At 73.7% G+C, this 24,181-nt stretch carries 15 protein-coding genes and 3 pseudogenes; 7 read left to right on the forward strand and 11 right to left on the reverse strand.

Annotated features, from left to right (window positions below):
- Positions 1 to 54: 54 nt before the first annotated feature.
- The gene (gene fxsT, locus IE255_RS13870) at positions 55 to 4,011 is read left to right on the forward strand and encodes an FxSxx-COOH system tetratricopeptide repeat protein (RefSeq protein ID WP_229906387.1); all 3,957 of its coding nucleotides are present in this window, start codon (positions 55 to 57) and stop codon (positions 4,009 to 4,011) included.
- 86 nt (positions 4,012 to 4,097) lie between these two features.
- Positions 4,098 to 5,093, forward strand: coding sequence for a hypothetical protein (locus tag IE255_RS13875; RefSeq protein WP_190050531.1), 996 nt, complete (start codon positions 4,098 to 4,100; stop codon positions 5,091 to 5,093).
- Here the strand turns inward: IE255_RS13875 and IE255_RS13880 are convergent.
- The 5 genes and pseudogenes from IE255_RS13880 to IE255_RS13900 all read right to left on the reverse strand — a co-directional run.
- Positions 5,071 to 7,344 carry a hypothetical protein gene (locus IE255_RS13880; protein WP_190050532.1) on the reverse strand — a complete coding sequence of 758 codons (2,274 nt, stop codon included), beginning with the start codon at positions 7,342 to 7,344 and terminating at the stop codon, positions 5,071 to 5,073. The genes IE255_RS13875 and IE255_RS13880 overlap by 23 nt on opposite strands.
- Before the next feature lie 54 nt (positions 7,345 to 7,398).
- Positions 7,399 to 8,481, reverse strand: coding sequence for an ATP-binding protein (locus IE255_RS13885; RefSeq protein ID WP_190050533.1), 1,083 nt, complete (start codon positions 8,479 to 8,481; stop codon positions 7,399 to 7,401).
- Positions 8,478 to 9,275: a hypothetical protein gene (locus IE255_RS13890; RefSeq protein ID WP_190050534.1), complete on the reverse strand. Its 798-nt coding sequence runs from the start codon at positions 9,273 to 9,275 to the stop codon at positions 8,478 to 8,480. Before IE255_RS13890 ends, IE255_RS13885 begins: the two co-directional genes overlap by 4 nt.
- A gap of 136 nt (positions 9,276 to 9,411) precedes the next feature.
- A complete protein-coding gene (locus IE255_RS13895; RefSeq protein ID WP_190050535.1) occupies positions 9,412 to 10,698 on the reverse strand; it encodes a cation:proton antiporter in 1,287 nt (428 codons plus the stop codon).
- 563 nt (positions 10,699 to 11,261) lie between these two features.
- Positions 11,262 to 11,729 (reverse strand): annotated as a pseudogene (locus IE255_RS13900) (hypothetical protein); the annotation flags it as partial.
- Between IE255_RS13900 and IE255_RS13905 the strand changes: the two are divergent.
- The 3 genes and pseudogenes from IE255_RS13905 to IE255_RS13915 all read left to right on the forward strand — a co-directional run.
- Positions 11,724 to 12,276: pseudogene (locus IE255_RS13905) on the forward strand (S8/S53 family peptidase); the annotation flags it as partial. The pseudogenes IE255_RS13900 and IE255_RS13905 overlap by 6 nt on opposite strands.
- A gap of 62 nt (positions 12,277 to 12,338) precedes the next feature.
- On the forward strand, positions 12,339 to 12,911 hold the full coding sequence (locus IE255_RS13910) for an RNA polymerase sigma factor (RefSeq protein WP_190050536.1): 573 nt from the start codon (positions 12,339 to 12,341) through the stop codon (positions 12,909 to 12,911).
- Positions 12,908 to 13,417 carry a hypothetical protein gene (locus IE255_RS13915; protein WP_190050537.1) on the forward strand — a complete coding sequence of 170 codons (510 nt, stop codon included), beginning with the start codon at positions 12,908 to 12,910 and terminating at the stop codon, positions 13,415 to 13,417. The genes IE255_RS13910 and IE255_RS13915 overlap by 4 nt, the downstream gene beginning before the upstream one ends.
- Positions 13,418 to 13,429: 12 nt before the next feature.
- Here the strand turns inward: IE255_RS13915 and IE255_RS13920 are convergent.
- The 5 genes and pseudogenes from IE255_RS13920 to IE255_RS13940 all read right to left on the reverse strand — a co-directional run bounded on the left by IE255_RS13920 (position 13,430) and on the right by IE255_RS13940 (position 20,306).
- Positions 13,430 to 14,653: pseudogene (locus IE255_RS13920) on the reverse strand (cytochrome P450).
- A 61-nt stretch (positions 14,654 to 14,714) separates the two neighbouring features.
- Positions 14,715 to 15,503 carry an N-formylglutamate amidohydrolase gene (locus IE255_RS13925; RefSeq protein WP_190050538.1) on the reverse strand — a complete coding sequence of 263 codons (789 nt, stop codon included), beginning with the start codon at positions 15,501 to 15,503 and terminating at the stop codon, positions 14,715 to 14,717.
- A gap of 148 nt (positions 15,504 to 15,651) precedes the next feature.
- A complete protein-coding gene (locus tag IE255_RS13930; protein ID WP_190050539.1) occupies positions 15,652 to 17,871 on the reverse strand; it encodes an NADP-dependent isocitrate dehydrogenase in 2,220 nt (739 codons plus the stop codon).
- 197 nt (positions 17,872 to 18,068) lie between these two features.
- A complete protein-coding gene (locus IE255_RS13935; RefSeq protein WP_190050540.1) occupies positions 18,069 to 19,166 on the reverse strand; it encodes a mechanosensitive ion channel family protein in 1,098 nt (365 codons plus the stop codon).
- 240 nt (positions 19,167 to 19,406) lie between these two features.
- Complete coding sequence (locus IE255_RS13940; RefSeq protein ID WP_190050762.1) at positions 19,407 to 20,306, reverse strand: lysylphosphatidylglycerol synthase transmembrane domain-containing protein; 900 nt, start codon at positions 20,304 to 20,306, stop codon at positions 19,407 to 19,409.
- A 324-nt stretch (positions 20,307 to 20,630) separates the two neighbouring features.
- Here IE255_RS13940 and IE255_RS13945 point away from each other — a divergent pair, with 324 nt between their 5' ends.
- Both IE255_RS13945 and IE255_RS13950 read left to right on the forward strand, forming a co-directional pair.
- Complete coding sequence (locus IE255_RS13945; protein ID WP_190050763.1) at positions 20,631 to 22,514, forward strand: ABC transporter ATP-binding protein; 1,884 nt, start codon at positions 20,631 to 20,633, stop codon at positions 22,512 to 22,514.
- A gap of 79 nt (positions 22,515 to 22,593) precedes the next feature.
- The gene (locus IE255_RS13950; protein ID WP_190050541.1) at positions 22,594 to 23,106 is read left to right on the forward strand and encodes a hypothetical protein; all 513 of its coding nucleotides are present in this window, start codon (positions 22,594 to 22,596) and stop codon (positions 23,104 to 23,106) included.
- Positions 23,107 to 23,108: 2 nt separating this feature from the next.
- Here IE255_RS13950 and IE255_RS13955 read toward each other — a convergent pair whose 3' ends face one another.
- The gene (locus IE255_RS13955; RefSeq protein ID WP_190050542.1) at positions 23,109 to 24,140 is read right to left on the reverse strand and encodes a Bug family tripartite tricarboxylate transporter substrate binding protein; all 1,032 of its coding nucleotides are present in this window, start codon (positions 24,138 to 24,140) and stop codon (positions 23,109 to 23,111) included.
- Positions 24,141 to 24,181: the final 41 nt, after the last annotated feature.

Below are 24,181 nucleotides of genomic sequence, written 5' to 3' on the forward strand. Positions count from 1 at the left end.
TCCCTGACTGTCGTGCCCCACCGTCCAGCACCTGCCGTCCGAAGCGGAGTGGCCATGCCCGACATCCACACAGCCGACCGCTCGGGACGGTTCGCCCTCTTCTGCTCCACGGCGGAGAACCTCGGCGTCAGCACGACCGTGCGCAACGTCGCGGACCTGCTCGCCGCGGGCAACCGCAGCGTCCTGATCGTCGACGGCCGCGCCAACGCCACACCGGCGGGCGAACCGGCGCCCGGCCCGCCGAGGGGTGAGGGGGCGGCCACGCGCGCGACCAGCACCTCGGCGGGTGATGCCGCCCATCGGCCCGGCACCGGCTCGTCGGCGGGTGAGGAAGCGCCCGGGCCGGTCACCGGTACGTCGGCGGGTGAGGAAGCGCCCAGGCCCCCCACCGGCACCTCGGCGGGTGAAGAAGCGCCCGGGAATGCCACCAGCACCTCGGCGGGTGATGCAGTGTCAGGGGCCGCCACAGAAGCGCCCAGGCCCGACACCGGCACATCGGCAGGTGATGCCGTGCCCGGGCCCGTCACCGGCGTACCGCTTCGCGCGCCAGTTCCCGAGGCCGTGCCGGGGCGGATCGCCTGGGTGGCGCGGCCGGACGCGGCCGGGCTGCTCGCTCTCGCCTCGGATGAAGACGTCCTGCGCTACGACCACGTCCTCGTCGAAGCCCCGCTGCCCGACGCGCCGGGCGCGCCGCCCGAGGGCAGGCTCGGGTCCCTGGCCGACGCGCTGGTGCTCTGCTTCGCGATGACCGCCTGGTCCATCGACGGCGCCGCGGCCCTGGCCGAGCAGATGAGCGGCGGCCGCTCCGACAGACCGGTGCGGCTGCTGGCCCTCGGCCTGAAGAGCAACGTCGAGTCGCACGACCGGCTGCGCGGCGCGCGCGAACGGGTCCGCCGCAAGTTCGGCCCCCTCTCGCGGACCTCCCGCACCTCGGAGCTCGCCTTCCTGGAGATCCCGTACCACCCGCTCTACCTCGACACCCGGCAACTCGCCGTAGAGAGCGAGCCGGAGGGCTCGGTGACCGGGCTGCGCCCCTACTACGAGCGGCTCGCCGACTGGCTCCGCAACCGGCGGCCGGTACCGCTCAGCCGGGTCACCCTCGTCCACTCCCAGCGCCACGCCCCCTGGGCCGCCTGGCTGGAGGACCAGTTCCGGCGCGGCGGCATCCGCACCGAACTGCGCGCCCAGGACGCCTACTCCGGCGACCGGCCCGCCCCCGGCACCGCCCTGCTGTTCCTCTCCCCGGCCGACATGGACCACGCCGCGCTGGCCCAGCTCGCCGCGCTGTCGCACCCCGACGTCCGGATTGTCCTGGCCGACGAGCCGTTCCCGGACCCCGGGGCCGCCCACCACGAGCTCATCGACCTGCGCGGGACCGACGAGGAGGAGGCCGTACGGCGGCTCTACTCCGGGCTCGGGCTCGGCGCGCCGCCCCCGGCGGACGGCACGCCCGGCGCGCGGTTCCCGCGGCTGCCCGCCGTCACCAACGTCGCCCCCCGCTACAGCGGCTTCGTCGGCAGGGACGACGTCCTCGGCAGCCTCCTGGAGGAACTGCACGCGGCCGGGCGGGCCCACACCCCGCTGGTCGTGCACGCCGCCAGCGGCTGGGGCAAGAGCGAGACCGTCCGGGAACTGTGCCACCGCTTCGGCTCCGCCTACGACGTGGTGTGGTGGGTGCGCTCCTGGGAGATCCCGCGCGCCCGCCGCGGCCTGAACCGGCTCGCCGGCCGGCTGGACCTGGTCACGACCGGCGACGGCGCCTCCCCGGAGCTGTTCGACCACCTCTCCCGCACCGACACGCACAGCTGGCTGCTCGTCTACGACGGCGCCGAGACGCCCGACGGGCTGCGGGAGCTGCTGCCCACACCGCACGCCCGGGGACACGTGCTGATCACCAGCCGCACCGCCCCGGCCACGGCGGACATGGCGGCCTTCTCCCTGCCGCCCCTGTCGCCCGCCGAATGCCGGGCCGTGCTGGACGAACGGCTCCCGGAGATCGACGAGGAGCAGGCCCAGCGGGTCGGGCAGGTCCTGGGCTTCGTCCCGCTCGCCCTGCGCATCGCCGCCCTCTGCCTCGCCGAGCGCGCCGCGGCGCACCGGCGCGACGACAGCATGGGCGACCAGGCCGCGGCCCGGGCGGCCGTGGCCCACCTCCTCGCCGAGTACCGGACCGCCCAGCAGGCCCTGCTCGAACAGGAGGGCGCCGCCGCGCCGGTGGCGGTCATGGTGCGGGTGGCCCGGCAGACCGTGCTGCACACCCCGGGCGCCGCCGCCTGGCGCGCCGAGAGCCGCACCAGCGACGCCCTCGACTGGCTGCTGAACGCGGCCTCCCTGCTCACCGGACGGGGCATGGGGCTCGAACTCCTGCGCTCACGGCGCATCCTGTCCGAGCTGGCCCGTGACGACACCGCGGCCCCCGACCCCGGCGGAGTGCCGCAGCGCCGGTCCTCGGCCGGCACCTGGCTGCCCGACGAGCACATGGTGAGCGTCGCCCTGTGGGCCCTGTCCCGGGTCGGGCTCCTGGAGGTCGACTTCGACCGGACCGACCAGCCCCTCGGGCAGCACCACGCCGTCCGGGACGCGGTCCGCGCCGGCATGGATCCGGCCGAGCGCGCCCACATCGAGCAGGTGCTGCGCGGCACCCTCGCCGAGTTCACCCCGGACGAGAACCGGGGCCTGTCCGCCGACTGGGCCCGCGAGGTGTACTCGCTGCGCCTGTGGGAGGACCCCCGCCCCCGCGTCCGGCGCTCCCTGCTGCGCCACCTCAACGCCCTGAGCCAGCGCGGCGAGACCGCCGACCTGGCCCGCCTGCTCGACATCTCCGACCGCGCGCAGGCCGCCTGGGGCCCGGACGGTGACGACCCGTCACCGGAGTACCTGCGCCTGCTCAACCTCACGGCACGCGCCCACCGCCTCAACGGCGCCTACGAGGAAGCCCGCCGGCTCTCCGAACAGGCCCTGCGCGGCCACCGCAGACTGCTCGGCCCGCTGCACCCGAGAACGCTGCTGTCCGCCGACTCCTACGGTGCCGTCCTGCGCTCCCTCGGCCGGTTCTCCGACGCGCTGTTCCAGGCCCGGCCGGTGCTGGAGGGCCTCACCCTGCTGCTCGGCCCGCAGCACCGCGCGACCCTCCAGGCCGAGCACAACCTCGCGTTCACGGAGGCCCTGAGCGGGCGGGCCCCCGAGGTGCTGGCCCGGCTCCTCGCCCGGTTCCGCTACCGCCAGGCCGCCGGCGGCGAGGACGACCCGGCCGTCTGGCGCTTCGCCGACCTGCTCGCCTGGGTCTACCGGGCGGTGGGCCGCGACGCGGAGTCCCAGGACCTGCTGCGGCAGTGGCTGCACCGGCACGGCGACGTCGCGACCGGCATCCGGCTCAACATCGAACTCGGCCTGGCCGTCAGCGAACGGCGCATCACCTACAACTCCGCCCGCTCCCACGAGACGGTCTACGGCTACGAGAAGGCCCTCGAACGCGACCGGTGGGTGCTCGCCGAGTCCACCGGCCGGTTCGGCGCCGACCACATGGACACCCTGCGCTGCCGCTTCAGCCTGGCGGCCGATCTGCACGCGCTCGGCAAGCACGACGAGGCCGAGCACGAGGCCCGCCGCTGCGGCCGCGCGCTGGAGAACACGCTCGGCGCCTGGCACCCCTACTCGGGACTGTCCGGGGTCCGGCACGGGGTGTACCTGCGGGCCACCGGCGCCCTCGACGAGGCCGAGGCCACCGGCAGGGCCGCGCTGAACCTCCTGGCGGACCGGCTCGGCGACAGCCACGCCTGGGTGTCCGCCGCGGAGAACTCCCTCGCGGCCACCCTCGCCGCGGCCGGCCGGACCGAGGAGGCGGCCGGCCTCGCCGAGCGCGCCCTGCGCCGTTTGCGGGACCTGGACATGGGGCATCGCCCGGACGGACGGCGGGTGAAGGCCCACCACGCCCGGCTCACCTCCCGGAACACCGGGGCCACCGCCCCGGCCAGGGACTTCGACATCGATCTGGAACTGCCCGGCATCTAGGGCCATCAAGGGCCCTGGGGCCCCAGGCCCGGCATCCAGGCCCGGCGCCGTCGCCCGACGGCTCCCCGACGGAAAGGTGAGCGTACGTGGCAGCAGCCCCGCATCCGGAGACCGAACTCTTCACCGAGCCGCACTGGTCCCCGGAGGGCCACGGCCGGATAACCGAGCTGTGCCAGGCGGCCTTCACCGGCGTCCCCGCCCTCCGGTCGGTCTCCCACTACAGCAACGGCATCATCGACTTCGTCGTCCGCAGAACCGGCTGCCCCCCGCTGAGCAGTCTCGTCACCGTGGGGGGCGAGGACCTCGCCAACGAGGCCCTGCCCGGCAGCCGGCTCCTGCTGTGCACGCAGGACCTGGGCGCGCGGATGCGGCCGCTGGGCACGGGCGAGCTGATGCGCGTCGTGCTCGCCAACGCGCGCGGCGGCCTGTGGGGCGGCCGGGTCAAGCCGGGGGAGTACCTGTCCGCGCTCACCGACACGCCGGGCGGGATGCCCGCCGCGGACGCGGCCATGAACGCCCTCGTCTCCGCCATCCGCACCCAGGTGCACCACCTGCCCGACGAACTGCCCGGCGGTGTGACGGACCCCCCGGAACCGCTGCCGGAGCACAAGGAGAAGCTGCGGATCGACTTCGGTACGGCGGTCGCCGCGCACGACAGCCTGTCCGAGATGCGGCTGCGGGCCCTGTGGGGCGGCCACGTCAACACCGTCGACCTGCACTACGCCGCCTTCTACCGAGACTGGAAACTCGTCTGCGCCGGCGACGTCTTCGAGAACCCCGAGCTCGGACCCCGGTTCCTGGAGACCAGCGTGCGCTCCCGCCGCACCGCCTACCGCGACCTCGCCCAGAGCCTGCGCGGCCATCTCGCCCGGCTGACCGACGCCCTGCGGCTGGTGGTGCCGCCGCCCGCCGACCGCCTGGTCCTGGACGTCCAGGAGGGCTCCGTCTACGTGACCTGGCTGTCGCCCAGGGACTACGTCCTCGGGGTGACGCTGGACCAGCGGCAGGTCGCCCACGCGGAGAGCCGGCTGCACGCGCTGGCGGGCGCGCTGCGGGAGATCACGGAGCCCGGACGGCACTGACCAGCCCGCCCCACACCTCGTCGGCGAGCGCCTCCACCGCACGCGCCGGGGTCGGCCGGTGCGCCGGGCCGGAACTGCCCAGGGACTGCACGGGCAGCACCTCGACCGCCGTCTCGTACTCCCGGCAGACCCGCCGCAGCCGCGCCCACTGCTCCTCGCTCGGCGCGCCGGGCGAGGCGGCGCGGTACCAGGCGTCGGCGCCCGTGCGGAACCGCTCCGTCAGCTGCCGGACCAGGGTGGCGCAGCCCAGCGCCGCCAGATCGGCCCGCCCCGGCCGCAGCGGCGGGCCGCCCCGCAGGTCCCCGCCGGGCGGGCGGCCGGCCAGCCGCTCCACGGCCGCGTCCAGGAGCGCGAACACCTCCTCGAACCGCACCTCGACGGGCTCCGGCAGCGTCGAACGGGCCGGGCCGGGCGCCGCCGCGACCAGGTCGCGCCGGGCCAGATCGCTCACCGTGCGGCGCAGCTGCCCCAGTTGGGAGCTGTGCTCGCCGAGCGCACTGCGCAGCTCGCTGGTCAGGTCCGCGAGATCGGCCTCCTGGCGGAGCTGCGTGAGCCGGGTGCGCAGCCGGTCCAGCGCCTCGTTCACGGCGCGCGGGAAGTCGCCCGGGCGGTACACCAGGGGCTGGGAGCCGAGCGAGCGCGCCAGCCGGTCCCGCATCGTCCGCGACACATGGCCGTTGACCACGAGCAGCACCTCGGCCCGGGCCGGATGCAGCGCGCTGCGCAGGGCCCGGACGCGCGCGGTGATGCGCTCCTCGTCGTCCGCGACGAGCACCGACGGGGTGACCACGATCGCGATGTAGGCGTTCGGCACGGGCTCCAGCCAGTACGCCACCAGCGGCTCGCCGGCGGCGGCAGCCCGCGCCGGCACCGGGTCGCTCGACGCGATGCGCCACTGCCCGAGGGCCAGCGCGTCGTGGATGGTGGCGAGCACCTGGTCCGCGGAGACGTTGTCGTGCAGGCCGCGCACGGCTCGCAGCACGGTCGCGGCGGTCACCTCCCGGACCGCCCCGTGGCCGTCCTCGCTCAACTGCCAGGCGTGATGGCAGGTCTTGAGGATCTCCCGGGGCACCCCGCCGGTGAGCTCCTGAAGGATCACGACCGACTCGGAACCGAAGGGCGAGGGCCAGCGCTCCCTCGCCTCCGCGCCCGCGCCGGGGGCGGGACGGGCACCGGAACCGGAGTACTCGGCGACGAGTTCCGCGGTGAGTTCCGCGGTGAACCGGGTCGGCCACAGCTGCACCACCCGCTCGTGCAGGCTCGGGCGGAACGCGTTGAGCCCGCGCGGCGAGGTGCAGAACACCAGCAGGCCGCCCCGGCTCACATAGACGTTGACCAGCCGCTCGAAGGCGTCCACGAACGTACGCCGGGGCTCCTCCGGCCAGTCGAGCACCTTCTCCAGCGAGTCGATCAGCAGGACGTACGGCTTGCCGACCCGGCCGTGCAGGAAGCCCTGGACGGCCAGGGCGTCGAAGACCGGGTCGATGCCGCTCACGGCGTCCCTGATGCCGCGTTCCCGCAACTGCTGGGCGGGCTCGTCACCGGTCAGCCACGCCCACACCATCGACGTGAACCGGGGGTCCTGGAGCAGCGCGAGCGCGGTGGCGAACCTGCGGTGCTCCGTCACCTCGCCGAGAGTGACCCGCAGATCGGCGTGCAGCACCTCGGGGTCGTAGCGCAGCGCGGAGACCACCTTGTCCGGGTCGAGGACGCGGTCGCGCAGCCCGGTGGCGATGTCGTCCAGGGCGATGTCGTCGAGGGGGACGCCGTCCGGCCGTCCCGGCCGTGGGCCGGAGCTCTGCTCGCCGACCCGGACCGCTGTCACATAGGCGTAGTAGTCCCGGACGAGTTCCTCGAACGCGGCACGGCCCTCCGGGGTGTCGGCCGGGCCGCGCAGCCGGTCGCGGTACATCCGGCCGAAGTCCTGCACCGGCTCGTCGACGATCCACAGGGCGGGGCCGTCCGGACGGGCCAGCTCGTTGCAGACCTCGCGCGCCGCGTGGCTCTTGCCCAGGCCGAACTCCCCGACCACCGCGATCGCCCGGCCCCGCCGGCCGCCCCGGGGCCGGTCGCGGAGGTAGTCGCGCACCAGGTCCTGGAGTTCGGTGAGGATCTGGGTGGGGACATGGGCGTTGCCCGAGTCCGCGGCCTCGACCGGTGCCTCGCCGAGATCCGCCGAGGGGCCGAGCCGCACGACCGGCACCAGGGGGAAGGGGTTGCTGTACCAGGTGTCTGCGCTGTTTGCGGCCACGATGGCACTCCTTGCGGAATCCGGACAGGCGCGGTCGGGGTGGCGTGGCGGGCGTCAGCCGCCGGAGCGGGGCAGGATCGGATGGCGGAGCAGGGCGTCGCGGCCGGCCCGCCGCCGCTCCCAGTGGGGTCTGAGCGCGTCGGCGTCGATCGGCCACGGGTGCGGCGCGCGGCGCAGGGCGTCCGCCGCCGAGTGGAAGACCTTCCGCAGTTCGCGCACGTCGGAGGGCTTCCATTCGTCGTGTGCTGCCATCAGGGAGCTCCTGTCCGGCTCGACCAGGCCGTTCGGTGCGCCGTTCGCCGCCCGGGCGCTGCGGCTGAACCTCCAGATGTCCTCGGAGTTCAGCTCGCGCAGCGCGAGATGGGTGACCGCCGCCGAACCGCTGAGGGCGGCGGCCACTTCCCGCGCCGTCTCCGCCGCGCCGTGGCTCACTTCGACGAACAGTACGATCCTGGTGTGCGCATGGCTCAGACACGTGCGCAGGAACGCCGCCCTGAGGTGGGCGTCGTTCCACCGTATGTGCGGGATCACGGCGAAGAGCAGCGCGTTGCGCTGGACCAGCAGATCGCTCATCTCGCCGTAGGCCTGGTAGGGATCCTCCTCCGCGGTGATCGCCCGCACCCGGGACTCGGAGAACTCGTGGAGCAGGAGCTTCTTCGTGATCTCGCTGCGTATGCGGGCGTTGATGAGTCTGGTCGGCGCGAACGACCCGTCCGGGTCGACACTGATGCGGCGGCCGTCGTTCTCCAGCCCCGCGGTCGGCACGAACACGGCGAGCGGGTCTCCCGCGGAGGGGCCCGTGGCCGCCACACGCTGCTGCACCTCGTACAGGCACCGGTGGATGAGCGTGGTCTTGCCCATGCCGGGCGGCCCGCTCACGATCACCACACGGCCGTGCCCCACGTTCGCGTCGAGGAGTTCGCCGAGGTCGGGCCAGTTCCTGACGAAGCGGTCCAGTTCCTCCCGGGAGTGGTCCACGTCCACCCACTGGTGCACGTGGTCCGGCTGCTTCCACGGCACCAGGGGGTGGTCGGCGCTCAGCGTCGCGCCCTTCTCACCGCCGTCGCCGTGGTTCGCGCCGTTCGATCCGTACGGTTTGCGCACTCCGTAGGGGTTGGCCCAGTCGGAGCTGGTCATCCGTGCTGTCCTCCGGCGCTCGGGGGACGGCCGCCGTGCCGTGATCCGCGCAGCCACCAGACGGGCGCGGGGCGTCGCAGATCCGCCACGTCCCGCGTCTGCCGGTCCACGGTGGTGCGTACGGCGTCCGCCTCGTTCTTTCTCTCGTGCGGTTGCAGGAGTCGCCCGTCCCGGCTGCGCGGCAGGGGGTCCGCCAGGGGCAGGGAGTCGGCCAGATGCCGGGCCGCCGCGCGGCGGGGAGCCGGGCCGGGCACGAGGGCGAGGAGGCCGGAGAGCGCCTCCCGGGCCCTCAGGGCCTCGCTGTGGTCCGTCTCGGGATCCTGCTCGTACGCCGTGAGATACAGCCATGCGATCCTCCGGAATTCCCGCACCGCCGCCGTCAGTTGCCGGCCGTACGTGCGCCGCTCCGCCGACCTGCGTTCGGTCATCTGTCCGACCAGGGTGAGGACGGCACCGGTCGCCAGCAGGAGAACCCCGTCGAGGTACCCGCCCAGACCGCCGCCACCCTTGTCCGCCGTCGCCCCCGGCGGGTCGCCCGCGGCGGCCATGACCGCGTCACAGACCCGCTCGAAGTCGCCCCGGTGCTTCTCGGCCCACTCGTCCAGCGACCGCACACCGCCCTTCGGGCCCGGCACCTCGACGGCGTCCGCACCGCCGGCCGGCCCCTGCGGGCGCCGCACCACACCGATCCGCAGTGCCGCGTCCCTCAGTTCGCCCCGGTGCTCGTCGGCCAGGCAGTACACCAGCCGGACGTCGCTCCTGCCACTGTCCGCGGCGGCCTGCCCGGCGGTCAAGGGGAGGAGCAGCAACACCCCGGCCGCGACAGGCTTCCAGCCGTGGAGACGACGACCCCCGCTCCCACCCCGCTCACCCATCCGGCCTCCCCGTTCCCCTGGCCGCCGCCCGCCCGGGCCGCCGCACTCCATCCGGCTACGCGGAGGACCGCAGTCCGTCGGTCGTCGGGGCCGGTGCCCCGCCTGCTCTGCCGCCGCCGGCCGCCGGAGGCCGGGGGAGACGCTCCTGCCCGGCGGCGGGTTGCCGGTGCTTTCCGGCCTGGTGGCGGGACCAGCAGCCGAACGCGATCCGCGTCCCGTAGTGCAGCAGGTTGACCGTCACCACGGCCGGGGCGACGATGCCGACCGTCCCCGGGAAGTCGCGTTCGAGGGTGAGGGCGAGCAGCACGGCCGTGAGGCCGTTCTGCTGGCCGATCCCCAGCAAGATCCGGTCCCTTCCGGACAGGCCCCGGACGAAGAGGGGCATGAGCAGCATGGCCACCACCGCCTGCGCCGCGAACGCCGCGGCACCGAGCAGCAGCCCGGGGGCGAACGACACCCCTTGGGCGACGAACAGGCCCAACAGGGCGGTGGCGAGCAGGAACGCGCCGGCGACCGCCCGCGCGAGGGGGCGGGCGAACGCCTTCGCGCGCAGGAACAGTCCGGCCACCGCCACGGCCAGCATGAGCATGTTCGCGGCGGCGAGCAGCAGCATGACGACGACCAGCAGGGCGGCCAGGGGCGTCGCCGGCCGCCGGGGGCTCCCGGGCTCCTCGGGCGGCTCCCCGGACGCCTCGCGCTCCTTGCGCGCCCGCGCGGACCACAGCCTGCCGCCTGCCCACCACACCAGCAGGGCACCGGCCAGGAGCAGCGCGTTGAGCACCAGTCCGAGGGCGTAGCCGCGGGCACCGCCGCCCACCACCGACGGCGTGCCCGCGTGGCCCGCGGCCGTGTAGGCGTAGCCGGCGACGTACAGCGTCAGCAGGACCGTCATCGGATCGTCGAAGGAGGCCCACGCCGTCAGCAGCGACCGGGCGCGCTGCGACATGTGCCCGTCCCTGCTGAGGGCGGCCACCGACAGCGGGTCGATCTGCGCGACGACGATGCCCAGGATCAGGTATTCGGGCCGGTCGAAGGCGAGGACCATGACGCCCGAGACCATCCCCGCCTTGAGGACGACGCCCAGCGTGACGGCGGCCACCACGCCCCGCAGGTCACGGCGCAGGTCCGCGAGGTCGATGCCGTACGTGCTGCCGTACAGCCCCACGGCGAGCAGCAGGCCGGTGGCGAAGACGTACCCGGTGGTGCCGACCAGGGGCGAGGGATCCGCCGCCAGGCCGATCACCGTCCCGAGGACCAGGGCGCCCAGCGCGCCGAGCAGCACGGCGGGAACCGACTTCGGCAGTCTCGGCCGCCACGCGCGGCTGCGTCGGGACGTCTCCACTGGCTCCCCCCATCCCCCGGTGCTCCGCCGTGAGCGTAGCCGGGCCACTGGCACCGCGTGCGCTTTCTGGTACGGATGTGCAACCGTGGGACATGCGGCTCACGGGCGCGAGAGAGAGCAAGCGTAGGGGTCAACCCCCTTGCGGGGTAACGCCATTGCCGGCCGATTCACATCGCGCCACCCCACCCGTCCCACCCGTGCCGTGCCCGGTGTCCCTCCGTGCCGAGGACCTCCCTTGCACGATGCCCGGTCGCGACCGCCGCTGAACGCTCTTCACCCCAGGGGTGGATCCACGCCGCCGCGGCCGGTGCGCCCCGCGTCCGCCCCGCCGCCCTCGGCGCGGCCCCCGCCGCCGTCCCGTCCGTCGGCCGTGCGCCCCCCGCCCCGGCCGGACTTCGGCGTGAACGAGCGGATGGCGGCGCACGCGCCGGCGGTGCACGAGAGGTGATGACTCCCCGCACATGGCGTGGCCGAGGACATCACCCACCCCCATGGGCGACGTCCTCGACCGATCCCCCGGCGCCGGACTGTGGCTCAGGTGCCCGCACGGCGCGTGTGTGCCGTCACCAGCACATCACCGCCGTCTCGCCGGAACCCCAGGCGGAGTAGAGGCGTACGCGGACGACGTAGCGGCGGCCCTTGACGAGCCGGGCGCTGATCGTGGCGTTGTGCGGAGTTCCCCCGTCGTCCCGGCCGGCGAGGTAGCGGGGCTCCCCGTCCCGCTCCTCGAAGACCACGACGACGGCGTCGCTGTCGCCGAAGGTGCCCAGCGTGTACGCGCGGGTCTCCGGCGGGTCGATGACGAAGTCCGCCTGCTCGCCGGGGCCGAGACCGAGCGGCGCCGAGCGGAAGGGCACCAGCGCGGGCGGCGCCGTGTCCGCCGGCGGATACCAGCGCAGCGCGAACTCCTTGTCGGCCGCGGACAGGGTGCCGGGCGGGTTCAGGCCCGCGCGGTACTGCTCCGGCTCCAGGACCAGCCCCGACGCGAACGGATACTCCATGATCGACTGCGGGTCCCAGACGGAGCCGTCGCCGGCAACAACGCCGGCGCCACCCCCTTCTGGCCCGCCGCCTACGCCGACCTGCCCGGCTGGGAGGACTCCGTGCTGTCGGTCGGCGCGCTGCGCAGCGACGGCGAGTTCGGCGCCTGCTTCACCAACCACGGCCCCTGGGTGAAGGTCTACGCCCCCGGCGAGCGCCTCACCGCCCCCCTCACGGGCTTCGACTCACCCGTCCCGTACGTGTACCAGCACTCCACGTACGACGCCTGCCGCTACGGCTTCAGCTACGGCTGCACCTGCCGGCACCCCCGCCACACCGGCGTGCTGAGCGACGAGAAGGCCTCCGCCAAGCCCGACCAGGTGATGTTCGAGGGGTACGCGCAGTGGAGCGGCACCTCCTTCGCCACCCCCGTGACCGCCGGCATGGTCGCCGCCCACATGACGGCGCACAAGGAGACCGACCCGCGCGCGGCCCGGCGGCAGCTGCTCGCGGCGAACACGGGCTTCGCCGAAGTGCGCGGGGCGCACGTCCACCTGGCGCCCGGTCCCGGTCGTGCGCCTCGCCCCGGGCCTGTGACGGCCGAGGCCGCCCCCGCCACGGCGTACCATGACGGGCCGTACACGAGGGGTGGGACTGCCGTGGACCGTGCTGATGCCGGCGCGCTCGTCCAGGCCGCGGCCGACGGCGACGCGGCGGCCTGGAAGGCGCTCGTGGAAGGGCTGAGCCCGCTGGTGTGGTCCGTGGTGCGGGCCCACCGGCTCTCCGACGCCGACGCGCACGAGGTGTACCAGACCGCCTGGTTCCGCTTCGCCCAGTACCTCGGACGGATCCGGGAACCCGGCAAGGCGGGCGCGTGGCTGGCGAGCACCGCGCGTCACGAGTGCCTGAAGGTGATCCGCAGCTCCAGGCGGCTGACCCTGACGGACGATCCGCAGCTCCTGGACCGGGTCAGCGAGGACGGCACGCCCGAGCAGTTGCTCGACTCCGAGGAGGCGGCCGCCCAGAGCGAACGCGTCCGGCGGCTGTGGCAGGAGTTCGAGGAACTGGGCGAGCGGTGCAGGCAGTTGCTGCGCGTGCTGATGGCCACGCCGCCGCCCAGCTATCAGGACGTGTCCGCCGCGCTCGGGATCGCGGTGGGCAGCATCGGGCCGCTGCGCCAGCGCTGTCTGCGGCGCCTTCGGGCCCGGCTCGAGGCGCGGGGGGCGATATGAGCGACAGGAACGACGACGAGGTCTTCGGCGAAGAGGACTGGAGCGACGGCGAAGAGGACTGGAGCGGCGAGGAGTTCGACGCCGGGCTGCTGGAGGAGGAGCTCCGGCAGGCCGCCGCCGTCCTGGACCCCGTGCCGGCGGAACTCCAGCAGCTCGCCGTCGACGCGTACACGCTGCACGACCTCGACGCCCGCGTCGCCGAGCTGACCTTCGACTCGCTGGTCGACGCCCTCCCCGTCCGGGGAGCCACCGACGCGCCCCGGATGCTGACGTTCCGGGCGGGCGAGGTGACCGTCCACGTCGAGGTGACCGCGCACGGGCTGCTGGGGCAGGTGCTGCCGCCGCAGCCGGCCCGGATCGAGGTGCTCGGCGGACCCCGGCCCGGCTCCCCGCTCACCGCCGACGACCTGGGCCGCTTCACGGCCGACGTGCCGCTCTCCGGCCCGTTCGCCCTGCGGTTGCGGACCGGCGGGGACGTGGTGGTAACGGAGTGGCTGCGAGCCTAGGGGGTCTCCAGGTCACCAGGTGCAGGGCAGGGTCCGCGGCCCCCGGATCATCGTCCTGCGGCGCCAGGCGACCTGGTCAGCGGGGACGGCGAGCCGCAGGCCGGGCAGCCGCTCGAACAGGGTGGTGAGCAGCAGCTCGGTCTGGAGGCGGGCGAGGACGGCGCCGGTGCAGTAGTGCGGCCCGTTGCCGAAGGCCAGGTGCGGGTTGGGGGCGCGGCCGGGGTCGATCCGGTCCGGCTCGGGGAAGACGTCCGGGTCGCGGTTGGCGGCGAGGTAGGAGACGTAGACCGGGTCGCCCGCGCGGATGCGGTGCCCCCGCAGGTCGACGTCCTCCAGGGCGATCCGCGCCAGGCCGACGGAGCTGCGGTGCGGGATGTAGCGCAACAGCTCGTCCAGCAGCCCGTCCCGGGCCTCGGGCCGCTCCTGCCACCACTGCCGCAACTCCGGCCGGGTGAGCAGCAGATAGAGCATCTGCCCGCAGTTGTGGGTGACGGCCTCGCCGCCGATCTGGAGCGGACCGGCGAGGCCGACCGCCTCCGTCTCGCTGAGATCGCCCCCGGCCACGGCGGCGCCGAGCAGGGAGTACACGTCCTCGCCGGTGCTGTCGGCGCGGGAGCGGATCGTCTGCGTGATCCATCCGTACAGGCTGTTCTTGGCCCGGTCGGCGGCCTCGGCGCCGCCCGAGGTGGAGATGATCTGCCGGGTCCAGCCGTGCACCCGGTCCCGGTCGGTGCCGGGCACGCCCATGACCTCGCTGACCAGGGCGATCGGGAACGGTTCGAGACCCCGCTCGACCAGGTCGGCCGGCGGCTCGTCCCGTACGACCGCGTCCACCAGCTCGTCGAGCATCTCCTGCGCGCGGGGCCGCAGCCGCTTCATCGCGCTGACGGTGAAGGCCCCGGCGACGGCCTTGCGCAGCCGGTTGTGGTCGGGCTGGTCGGCGAAGGCGAGCTAACCGGGGCGCGGCTTGAAGTGCGGTGCCATCCGCGTCACTTGACGTTTCGTCACCTCTGCGCGGCCGAACCGCGGGTCGTTGGTGATCAGCCTGACGTCGTCGTGGCGGGTGGCCAGCCAGGCCCACCCCTCGCCGAACGGCAGGCGGATCCGGGTCAGCGGCCCCTCGCGCATCAGCTCCGCGAGGACCGGGTCGAACGCGGTCCCGTCCAGGTCGAGGGCGGGCCAGTCCCGTACCGGGGGCGGCTCCTGGCCGGTCAGCGTGGTGGTCTCCTCCGTCATGCACCCACCCTCACCGCGGCCCCGGCGCTTGTCGCGCGGGAGTGCTCCAGCCGGTGGCGGTTCAGCGGGACACGGCGTCGACGAGCCGGGCCAGCGCGGCGGCGAGCCGTTCCAGCCCGGGCCCGGCGGGACCGCCCGGCTCCGTCATGTAGGTGTCGCGGCGGATCTCCACCATCAGTGCCTCGACCCGGGAGTCTTTCCGGTAGAACTCCAGCGGCACGTACGTCCCGCTGAACGGGCTGTCCAGCTCCGTCTCCCCGAAGGCCTCCCGCGCGGCGGACAGCAGCCCGGGGGAGGTGTGGAAGGAGTCGGTGCCGAGGCAGACCGCGGGCCGGGGCCCCTCCCCGTGCAGCTCGTAGGGCAGCCGCCGGCTCGGATAGGAGTGCACGTCGATGATCACGGCCCGGCCGGCCGCCGCCAGCCGGTCCGCGACGGCCCGCGTCATCGCCCGCGCGTACGGCCGGAAGTACCGCTCGACGAGCGGCTCGGGATCGACGCCCTCGGGCCGCAGCACAGCGCCGTGCGTGGTCCGCGTGTACACCGCGCCCATCCCGACGGCCCGCATCTCCTCCCGCTCGTCCGGGAACCGCTCCGGGTCGACGACCAGCCGCGACAGCCGGTTGACGAACCGCCACGGCCGGACACCGGCCCGTCCGGCCGCCGCCTCGGCGATCTCCGCGGTGTGCGCGTCGGTGATGTGGTCCAGCTCCCGGGCGAGTTCCCCGTCGTCGAGCACGATCCCCGTGCGCACGTCCTCCGGTATGTCCCGCGCGGAGTGCGGCACATGGAGGAGCACGGGGGAGCGGCCGGCGCCGGGCAGGAGCTCGAAGGGCGGCGGGGCATCGGTCACAGCGGCTCCCAGAGCGTTGTCGGTGGTGTGCGGCACGATCAAGGTGTCACATCGACGGCCCTGGGCCACGACCCTCCGGACACGGCTCCGCCCCGGCCGGGCGGTGCGCCGGCGGGGCGGAGTCAGCGGATCGGAGGGGTCCGGGGCGTCAGCTCAGGGACGCCAGGGCCTCGTTCCACGTGGCGGACGGGCGCATGACCTCCGCGGCCTTCGCCGGGTCGGGCTGGTAGTAGCCGCCGATGTCGACCGGCTTGCCCTGTACGGCGCCCAGCTCTTCGACGATCTTCTGCTCGTTCGCGGCCAGCGTCTCGGCGAGCGGGGCGAAGGCCTTCGCCAGGTCCGCGTCGTCGGTCTGCTTGGCCAGCTCCTGGGCCCAGTACAGGGACAGGTAGAAGTGGCTGCCGCGGTTGTCGATGCCGCCGACGCGGCGGGTCGGGGACTTGTCCTCGTTGAGGAAGGTCGCCGTGGCGCGGTCGAGGGTGTCGGCCAGGACCTGGGCTCGGGCGTTGCCCGTGACCTTGGCGTACTGCTCGAAGGACGGCACCAGGGCGAAGAACTCACCCAGGGAGTCCCAGCGCAGGTAGTTCTCCTTGACCAGCTGCTGGACGTGCTTCGGCGCGGAGCCGCCGGCGCCCGTCTCGAACAGGCCGCCGCCCGCCATCAGCGGGACGACCGACAGCATCTTGGCGCTGGTGCCCAGCTCCAGGATCGGGAACAGGTCGGTCAGGTAGTCGCGCAGCACGTTGCCGGTCACCGAGATGGTGTTCTCGCCGCGGCGGATGCGCTCCACCGACAGCTTGGTCGCCTCGACCGGGTTGAGGATCCGGATGTCCAGACCTTCGGTGTCGTGCTCCGCCAGGTACGTCCTGACCTTGGCGATCAGGTTGGCGTCGTGGGCGCGGGTCTCGTCCAGCCAGAACACCGCCGGGTCGCCGGTGGCGCGGGCGCGGGTGACGGCCAGCTTCACCCAGTCCTTGATCGGGGCGTCCTTGGTCTGGCAGGCGCGGAAGATGTCACCGGCCGAGACCGTCTGCTCGATGAGGACGGTGCCGTTCTGGTCGACCAGGCGGACTGTGCCCGTCGTGGCGATCTCGAACGTCTTGTCGTGGCTGCCGTACTCCTCGGCCTTCTGCGCCATGAGGCCGACGTTCGGCACCGTGCCCATGGTCGAGGGGTCGAAGGCGCCGTTGGCCTTGCAGTCCTCGATCACGGCCTGGTAGACGCCCGCGTACGAGGAGTCCGGGATGACCGCGAGGGCGTCGTGCTCCTGGCCGTCCGGGCCCCACATGTGGCCGGAGGTGCGGATCATCGCCGGCATGGAGGCGTCGATGATCACGTCCGACGGGACGTGCAGGTTGGTGATGCCCTTGTCGGAGTCGACCATCGCCAGCTCCGGGCCCTCGGCGAGCTCGGCGTCGAAGGAGGCCTTGATCTCGGCGCCCTCCGGCAGGGAGTCGAGGCCCTTCCAGATGCCGCCCAGGCCGTCGTTCGGGGTGAGGCCGGCCGCGGCGAGCTTGTCGCCGTACTGCGCGAACGTCTTCGGGAAGAAGGCGCGTACCACGTGGCCGAAGACGATCGGGTCGGAGACCTTCATCATCGTGGCCTTCAGGTGCACCGAGAACAGCACGCCCTCGGCCTTGGCCTTGGCGACCTGCGCGGTCAGGAACTCGCGCAGCGCGGCGACGCGCATCACGGAGGCGTCGACGACCTCGTCGGCGAGGACCGGGACGGAGTCGCGCAGCACGGTCGTGGTGCCGTCGTCACCGACGAGCTCGATGCGCAGGGCACCGTCCTCGGCGATCACCACGGACTTCTCGGTGGAGCGGAAGTCGTTCTGGCCCATGGTCGCCACGTCCGTCTTGGACTCGGCGGTCCAGGCGCCCATGCGGTGCGGGTGGGACTTGGCGTAGTTCTTCACCGAGGCCGGGGCGCGGCGGTCCGAGTTGCCCTCACGCAGGACCGGGTTCACCGCGGAGCCCTTGACCTTGTCGTAGCGGGCGCGGATCTCGCGCTCCTTGTCGGTCTTCGGGTCGTCCGGGTAGTCCGGCAGCGCGTAGCCCTGGCCCTGCAGCTCGGCGATCGCGGCCTTGAGCTGCGGGATGGACGCCGAGATGTTCGGCAGCTTGATGATGTTGGCGGCGGGCGTCTTGGCCAGCTCGCCGAGCTCCGCGAGGGCGTCCGGGATGCGCTGGTCCTCGGTCAGGTACTCCGGGAACACGGCGATGATGCGCCCGGCCAGCGAGATGTCGCGGGTCTCCACCGCGACACCCGCCTGCGAGGCGTACGCCTGGACCACCGGCAGGAACGAATACGTCGCCAGGGCGGGGGCCTCGTCAGTGTGCGTATAGATGATGGTCGAGTCAGTCACCGGGTGCTCCGCTCCACGTCTGCAACATTGCTCGACATCAAGATATCTCGTGATCGACCTCGTCTCGACAGGGGTCCGGGCCCAGTTTCGGGCAACTGGCCGACCTGCCGTGACCGGCCGGACACGGGGCGTCGCCGACGGCCGCCACCGAGGTGGTGGGGAGCACGGTCGGCGACGCGCGCTGACGCCGTGACGCCTCAGTCGAACCGGGCGGAGGTCACCTCGCCCGGCTCGCTCTCGCCGGTCCGCTGCTGGGGGATGACGACCGCGCCCTGCTGGAGCGCCACCGTCCGGGCCGGGGCGGGGATGCGGATGCCCTCCGCGCGGTAGCGCTTGTGCAGGCGCTTGATGAACTCGTGCTTGATCCGGTACTGGTCGCTGAACTCGCCGACGCCCAGGATGACGGTGAAGCCGATGCGGGAGTCGCCGAAGGTGTGGAACCGGATGATCGGCTCGTGGTCCGGCACCGCGCCCTCGACCTCGGTCATCGTCTCGGCGATGACCTCGTTGGTCACCCGCTCCACGTGCTCCAGATCGCTGTCGTAGGCCACCCCGACCTGGACCAGGATGGTCAGCTGCTCCTCGGGGCGCATGAAGTTGGTCATGTTCGCCTGCGCGAGCTGGCCGTTGGGGAGCACGACGAGGTTGTTGGACAGGTTGCGGATGGTCGTCTGCCGCCAGTTGATGTCCTCGACGTAGCCTTCCTCGCCGCTGCTGAGCTTGATGTAGTCACCGGGCTGGACGGTCTTGGAGGCGAGGATGTGGATGCCCGCGAAGAGGTTGGCGAGGGTGTCCTGGAGCGCCAGCGCGACCGCCAGGCCGCCGACACCGAGAGCGGTGAGCAGCGGGGCTATGGAGATGCCCAGCGTCTGGAGCACCACCAGGAAGCCGATCGCCAGGACCAGGATCCGGGTGATGTTGACGAAGATCGTGGCCGATCCGGCGACACCGGACCGGGACTGGGTGACCGTGCGCACCAGTCCGGCCACCACCCGGGCCGCCGACACCGTCGCGACGAAGATGAGCAGCACGGTGAGCACCTGGTTGGTGTGGTGCTGCACCGTGCGCGTCAGCGGCAGCACCGCCGCCGCGCCCGCCGCGCCGCCCACGATCGCGGCCCACGGCACCACGGCCCGCAGCGCGTGCACGAGGACGTCGTCCCCGCTCCAGCGGGTGCGGTCGGCCTGCCCGCCCAGCCAGCGCAGCAGAATCCGCAGCGCGAACGCCGCCAGCAGGCCCGAGCCGAGGGCGATGCCGGCGAACAGCAGATCGTCCACGGTGAGTGCCCGGTTCACCGGTCACCTCCGGGGAGAAGCAGCGCGGCGAACGCCGTCGCCGGCGGCCGGATGTGAAGTCTCGTCACGTCGTCACCTGCTCGTTTCCGGGATGTTCGAGGGTGCCGGACCACCCTGACCCGCGGCCGGCACGATCGTTCATCCTGCCGCATGCCGTACGGGGGTTCGTACCGCGGACGGGGGTGACCGGGGGGTGAGTTACTGCACATGACGCGCCGTCACGTGCGCCCGCTCATCTGCTCAGATCACCTTCAGCCGCACCAGCGCCCCCAGCGTCAGCGCGCCCGGCACGAGCGGCAGCCAGACGGTGATGACCCGGAAGGCCAGGACCACCGCCGTGGCCACCGCGGCCGGGCCGCCCGCCGCCACCAGCGCCACGACCAGCGCCGCCTCCACCGAGCCGATCCCGCCCGGCGTGGGCACCAGCGCGACGGCGACCGTCGCCGCCAGGTAGGCCACCGCCATGTGCGCGAGCGGCACGTCCAGCCCCAGCGACTTGCCCACCAGCACCAGGACGGTCGCCTGCAGCGCGGGGAAGGCGAAGGAGCCGCCCCACAGCGCCAGGGCGCGCGCCGGGCGGGTGTGCACCGAGCGCGCCTCGCCGAGCGCCGTCCGCAGGAAGGTCAGCACGGCCGAGCGCACCCGCCGGACCAGGACGAGCACGGCCGCCGCGACCACGACCAGGACGGCGGCGCCGGCCAGCAGCGGGCCGAACGCCGTCTCCGGGACCAGGGTGCCCAGCCGCAGCGCGCCGGGGAACGCGAGGAGCAGGGCACCCAGCAGGGCCACCCGGCCGACGCTCTCCGCCAGCAGGTACAGCGCGAGCGCCGCCGAGGAGCGGGCGAGCGGCAGCCCGCACACCGTCATGAACCGCAGGTTGACCGCGCTCGCGCCCAGCCCGGTCGGCAGCAGGTGGTTGGCCGCGCCCGCCGCAAACTGCGTCGCCAGCAGCCGCCGTCGGGGCAGCCTCTCGACGACCGCGCCCTGCCGGGTGCACGCTGCCGCGACCCAGGTCAGACAGGTCGCGCCGGCCGCGGCCAGCAGCCACGGCCACGCGGCGGTGCCCAGATGCGCGAAGCCCTCGGCCAGCACCGACCGGTGCCGCACCGCGACCACGGTGACGAGCAGGAGCGGCAGCAGGCACAGGATCTGCCGCAGGCGGCGGACCGGGACGCGTCGGGGGAGTCGTCCCGGGCGGAGTTCGGGGAGTGGTACCGCTGTCACATCCGCAGAGGCTTCCCATCCTGCGCCAACGGCGGGTTGCGGAAGCGGGGACTGCGGATGGCGTACGGGAAGCGGCTGGGGCTCGGGCGCGGGAAGCGGCTGCGTGGGGAGCGTCATCGGGGCCTTTGCGCGGGGGGACGGGGAAGGTGGGGTTGGGGCCGATTGCGCGGGATGCCGGGGAGGTTGCGCGAGCGCCTTGACCTCAAGATTGCTTGAGGTTCTACGTTCTCTTCCATGAGCATGGAGACCACAGCGTGGACACAGCTGCACAGCGTCATGACCGCCCAGGAGGAGCGCCGCCCCCTCGCCCTCGCGACCCTGCGCCGCATCGGCGCGTTCGCCCGCCCGCACCGGCGCCGCATCGCCCTCTTCGTACTCCTCGGGGTGGGGACCGCCCTGCTCGCCGTGGCGACCCCCGTCCTGGCCGGGCGGGTCGTCGACGTGATCGTCTCGGCCGGCGACGAGGGCACCGTCGTACGCCTGGCCCTGCTCATCGCGCTGATCGCGGTGGCGGAGGCCGCGCTCGGCATCCTCGGCCGGCGGCTGTCGGCGACGCTCGGCGAGCACCTCATCCTCGACCTGCGCACGGCCGTCTTCGACCATGTGCAGCGCATGCCGGTGGCGTTCTTCACACGCACACGTACGGGCGCCCTCGTCTCCCGGCTCAACAACGACGTCATCGGCGCCCAGCGCGCGTTCAGCAACACCCTGTCCGGAGTGGTCAGCAACCTCGTCACGCTGCTGCTCACGCTCGCCGTGATGCTCACCCTGTCCTGGCAGATCACCCTGCTCGCGCTGGCGCTGCTGCCGGTGTTCGTGATCCCGGCCCGGCGCATGGGCAGCCGGATGGCCCGGATGCAGCGGGAGGCGGCCACGCTGAACGCGGCGATGGGCACCCGCATGACCGAGCGGTTCTCGGCACCCGGCGCCACGCTCGTCAAGCTCTTCGGGCGGCCGGAGGAGGAGTCGCGGGAGTTCGCCGAGCGGGCCCGCCGGGTCGCGGACATCGGGATCCGGACGGCCACCGCCCAGGCGGCCTTCATCACCGCCCTCACCCTGGTCTCCGCCCTCGCCCTGGCCCTGGTCTACGGCCTCGGCGGCTACCTCGCCCTGCGCGGCACCCTGGAGCCGGGCGCGGTGGTCTCGCTGGCGCTGCTCCTGACCCGGCTGTACGCGCCGCTGACCGCGCTGGCCGGGGCACGGGTCGAGGTGATGAGCGCGCTGGTCAGCTTCGAGCGGGTCTTCGAGGTGCTCGACCTCAGGCCGCTCATCGAGGACAAGCCGGACGCGCGCCCGGTGCCCGACGGGCCCGTGGCGGTCGAGTTCGAGAAGGTCCGCTTCGGCTATCCGGCCGCCGACAAGGTCTCCCTGGCTTCCCTTGAGGAGGTCGCGTCCCTGGACAAGCGCGGCGGCGACGAGGTCCTGCGCGGCATCTCCTTCCGCGCCGAGCCGGGCCAGACCGTGGCGCTCGTCGGCTCCTCCGGCGCGGGCAAGTCGACCATCGCCCAACTGCTGCCGCGCCTGTACGACACCGACGAGGGCGCCGTGCGCATCGGCGGCGTCGACGTCCGCGACCTCACCGCCGAGTCGCTCCGGCAGACCCTCGGCATGGTCACCCAGGACGGGCACCTCTTCCACGACACCGTCCGCGCCAACCTGCTGCTGGCTCGCCCCGGGGCCACGGAGGAGGAGCTGTGGGACGCCCTGCGCCGGGCCCGCCTCGACGACCTCGTACGGTCCCTGCCCGACGGCCTCGACACGGTCGTGGGCGAACGCGGCTACCGGCTCTCCGGCGGCGAACGCCAGCGCATGACCATCGCCCGGCTGCTGCTGGCCCGCCAGCGCGTCGTCATCCTCGACGAGGCCACCGCCCACCTCGACAACACCTCCGAGGCCGCCGTCCAGGAAGCCCTCGCCGAAGCCCTCGACGGCCGGACGGCGGTCGTGATCGCCCACCGGCTCTCCACGGTGCGGACGGCGGACCAGATCCTGGTGGTCGAGGCCGGGCGGATCGTGGAGCGCGGCACGCACGAGGAACTGCTGGCGGCGGGGAAGCGGTACGCGGAGCTGTACCGCACCCAGTTCGACGGGGCGCGAGCTACCGCGGTGGAGCAGGCCGCCTAGGAGGGGTGAACACCTCCCCGGGCCTGTCCGTAACTCCCGTCGAGTAAATCTGCCGACAGCCCGCACCCGGAGAGGCGACGTGTCCCAGCAGCAACCGCCCGTACGATCCGACCGCCGGACCCCGTCCCGCGCCCGACGGCTGCGCGCCGTCGCCGCGGCCGGGGTCCTGGTCGTGCTTCCCCTCGTCACGGCCTGTGGCGGCGGTGGCGGCGACAAGGCGGCGCCGCCGAGCGGGTCAGGGGCGGGGACGCCGAGCGTGTCCGCGGCTCCCGCCGCCGGGGTGGTCGCGCCGGCGAAGGTGGAGGTGATCGCCGGCCTGGCCGGCTGCACGGCGAAGATCCGCACCGAGGCGGACGAGCTGCGCGAGGGCGTGTGCCACACCGCGAAGGGCGACTTCCTCATCACCACCTTCCCCGAGGAGCGGCTCAAGGAGACCTGGCTGGAGTCGGCCCGCGTGTACGGGGGCACCTACCTGGTCGGCATGCGCTGGGTGGTCAGCGCCGAGCCGGAGCTGCTGGAGCCGCTCCGCGCGAAACTCGGCGGCACCGTCCGGGAGCTGTCGGGCATCGGCCCCGGCGCGGACGACTCCTGACGTCACTTCGGGCCGAGCCGGCGAACGAGGCCGGCGATCCGCGCGTCCTGCCGGGCGAGGAAGGACGCGAAGGCCCGGCCGGTGGCGAACACGTCGGTCCAGCCGTGCCGTTCGAGCTCGGCCCGCCACTGCGGGGAGTCGTGCAGCTCGGTCAGCGCGTCGACCCAGCGCCGCCGGTCCGCGTCGCTGATGCCGGGCGGGGCCACGATGCCCCGCCAGTTGTCGAAGACCAGGTCGATGCCGGACGCCCGCAGCGTGGGGACCCCCGGCAGGACGCCGACCGGCTGCTCGCCCGTGACGGCGAGGACCCGCAGCTGTCCGCCGCGGATCTGGTCGAGGAACTCGCCGAACCCGCTGGTGGCGAAGTCCACCTGGCCGTCCAGCAGCGCGGGCAGCAGGTCGCCGCCCCCGCCGTCGTAGGCGACGTACTCGACCTTCCCGGGGTCGATGCCGACCGCCTGCGCCAGCTCCATCGGCAGGAGGTGGTCGGGCCCGCCGGGCGAGGAGCCGCCGCCGACCTTCAGCCGCCCGGGCGCCTTACGCCACGCGGCCACGAGGGCGCCGATCGTCCGGTACGGCGAGTCCCTCCGGACGACCACGGCGCCGGCCTCCTCGATCAGGCGGGCGATCGGGGTGGTCTCGGTGACGGTCACCCGCGAGCCGGCCGTGTGCGAGGCGCCCACGACGCCGAGGCCCATCTGGAGGGCGAGATCGCCGTTGCCCCTCTCGTCGACGAGGCGCTGGAGCCCCACCGTGCCGCCGGCGCCCGGCAGGTTGAACACCTGCACGGCCGAGGCGATCCCGGTCTCCTCCAGCACCCGGGCCGCCGTGCGGGCCGTGGTGTCGTAGCCGCCGCCGGGGGTGTTCGGCACCATGAGCCGCAGGTCCCGCGGGGTCGCGGGCCCACCGTCCGGCCACGCGCCGCACGCGCAGACCACCAGCAGCGCCAGGACGGCGAAGGCGCCGAGCAGGGCGCGCGCCGGGCGCCGAAAGGTGCGTGCCAGGTCCTGAAAGGCGCGTGCCGGGCCTCTCATGACGCTTCCCTTTCGATTTCCGCTGGTGGACGTCATGATTG

Source organism: Streptomyces lomondensis (assembly GCF_014651035.1).
Classification (GTDB): Bacteria; Actinomycetota; Actinomycetes; order Streptomycetales; family Streptomycetaceae; genus Streptomyces; species Streptomyces lomondensis.

Excerpts from the sequence above, each read along its gene's own strand:
- fxsT (WP_229906387.1), top strand. The coding sequence starts at position 55 with ATGCCCGACATCCACACAGCCGACCGCTCGGGACGGTTCGCCCTCTTC.
- IE255_RS13885 (WP_190050533.1), bottom strand. The coding sequence starts at position 8,481 with ATGACCAGCTCCGACTGGGCCAACCCCTACGGAGTGCGCAAACCGTAC.
- IE255_RS13915 (WP_190050537.1), top strand. The coding sequence starts at position 12,908 with ATGAGCGACAGGAACGACGACGAGGTCTTCGGCGAAGAGGACTGGAGC.
- IE255_RS13945 (WP_190050763.1), top strand. The coding sequence starts at position 20,631 with ATGGAGACCACAGCGTGGACACAGCTGCACAGCGTCATGACCGCCCAG.
- IE255_RS13955 (WP_190050542.1), bottom strand. The coding sequence starts at position 24,140 with ATGAGAGGCCCGGCACGCGCCTTTCAGGACCTGGCACGCACCTTTCGG.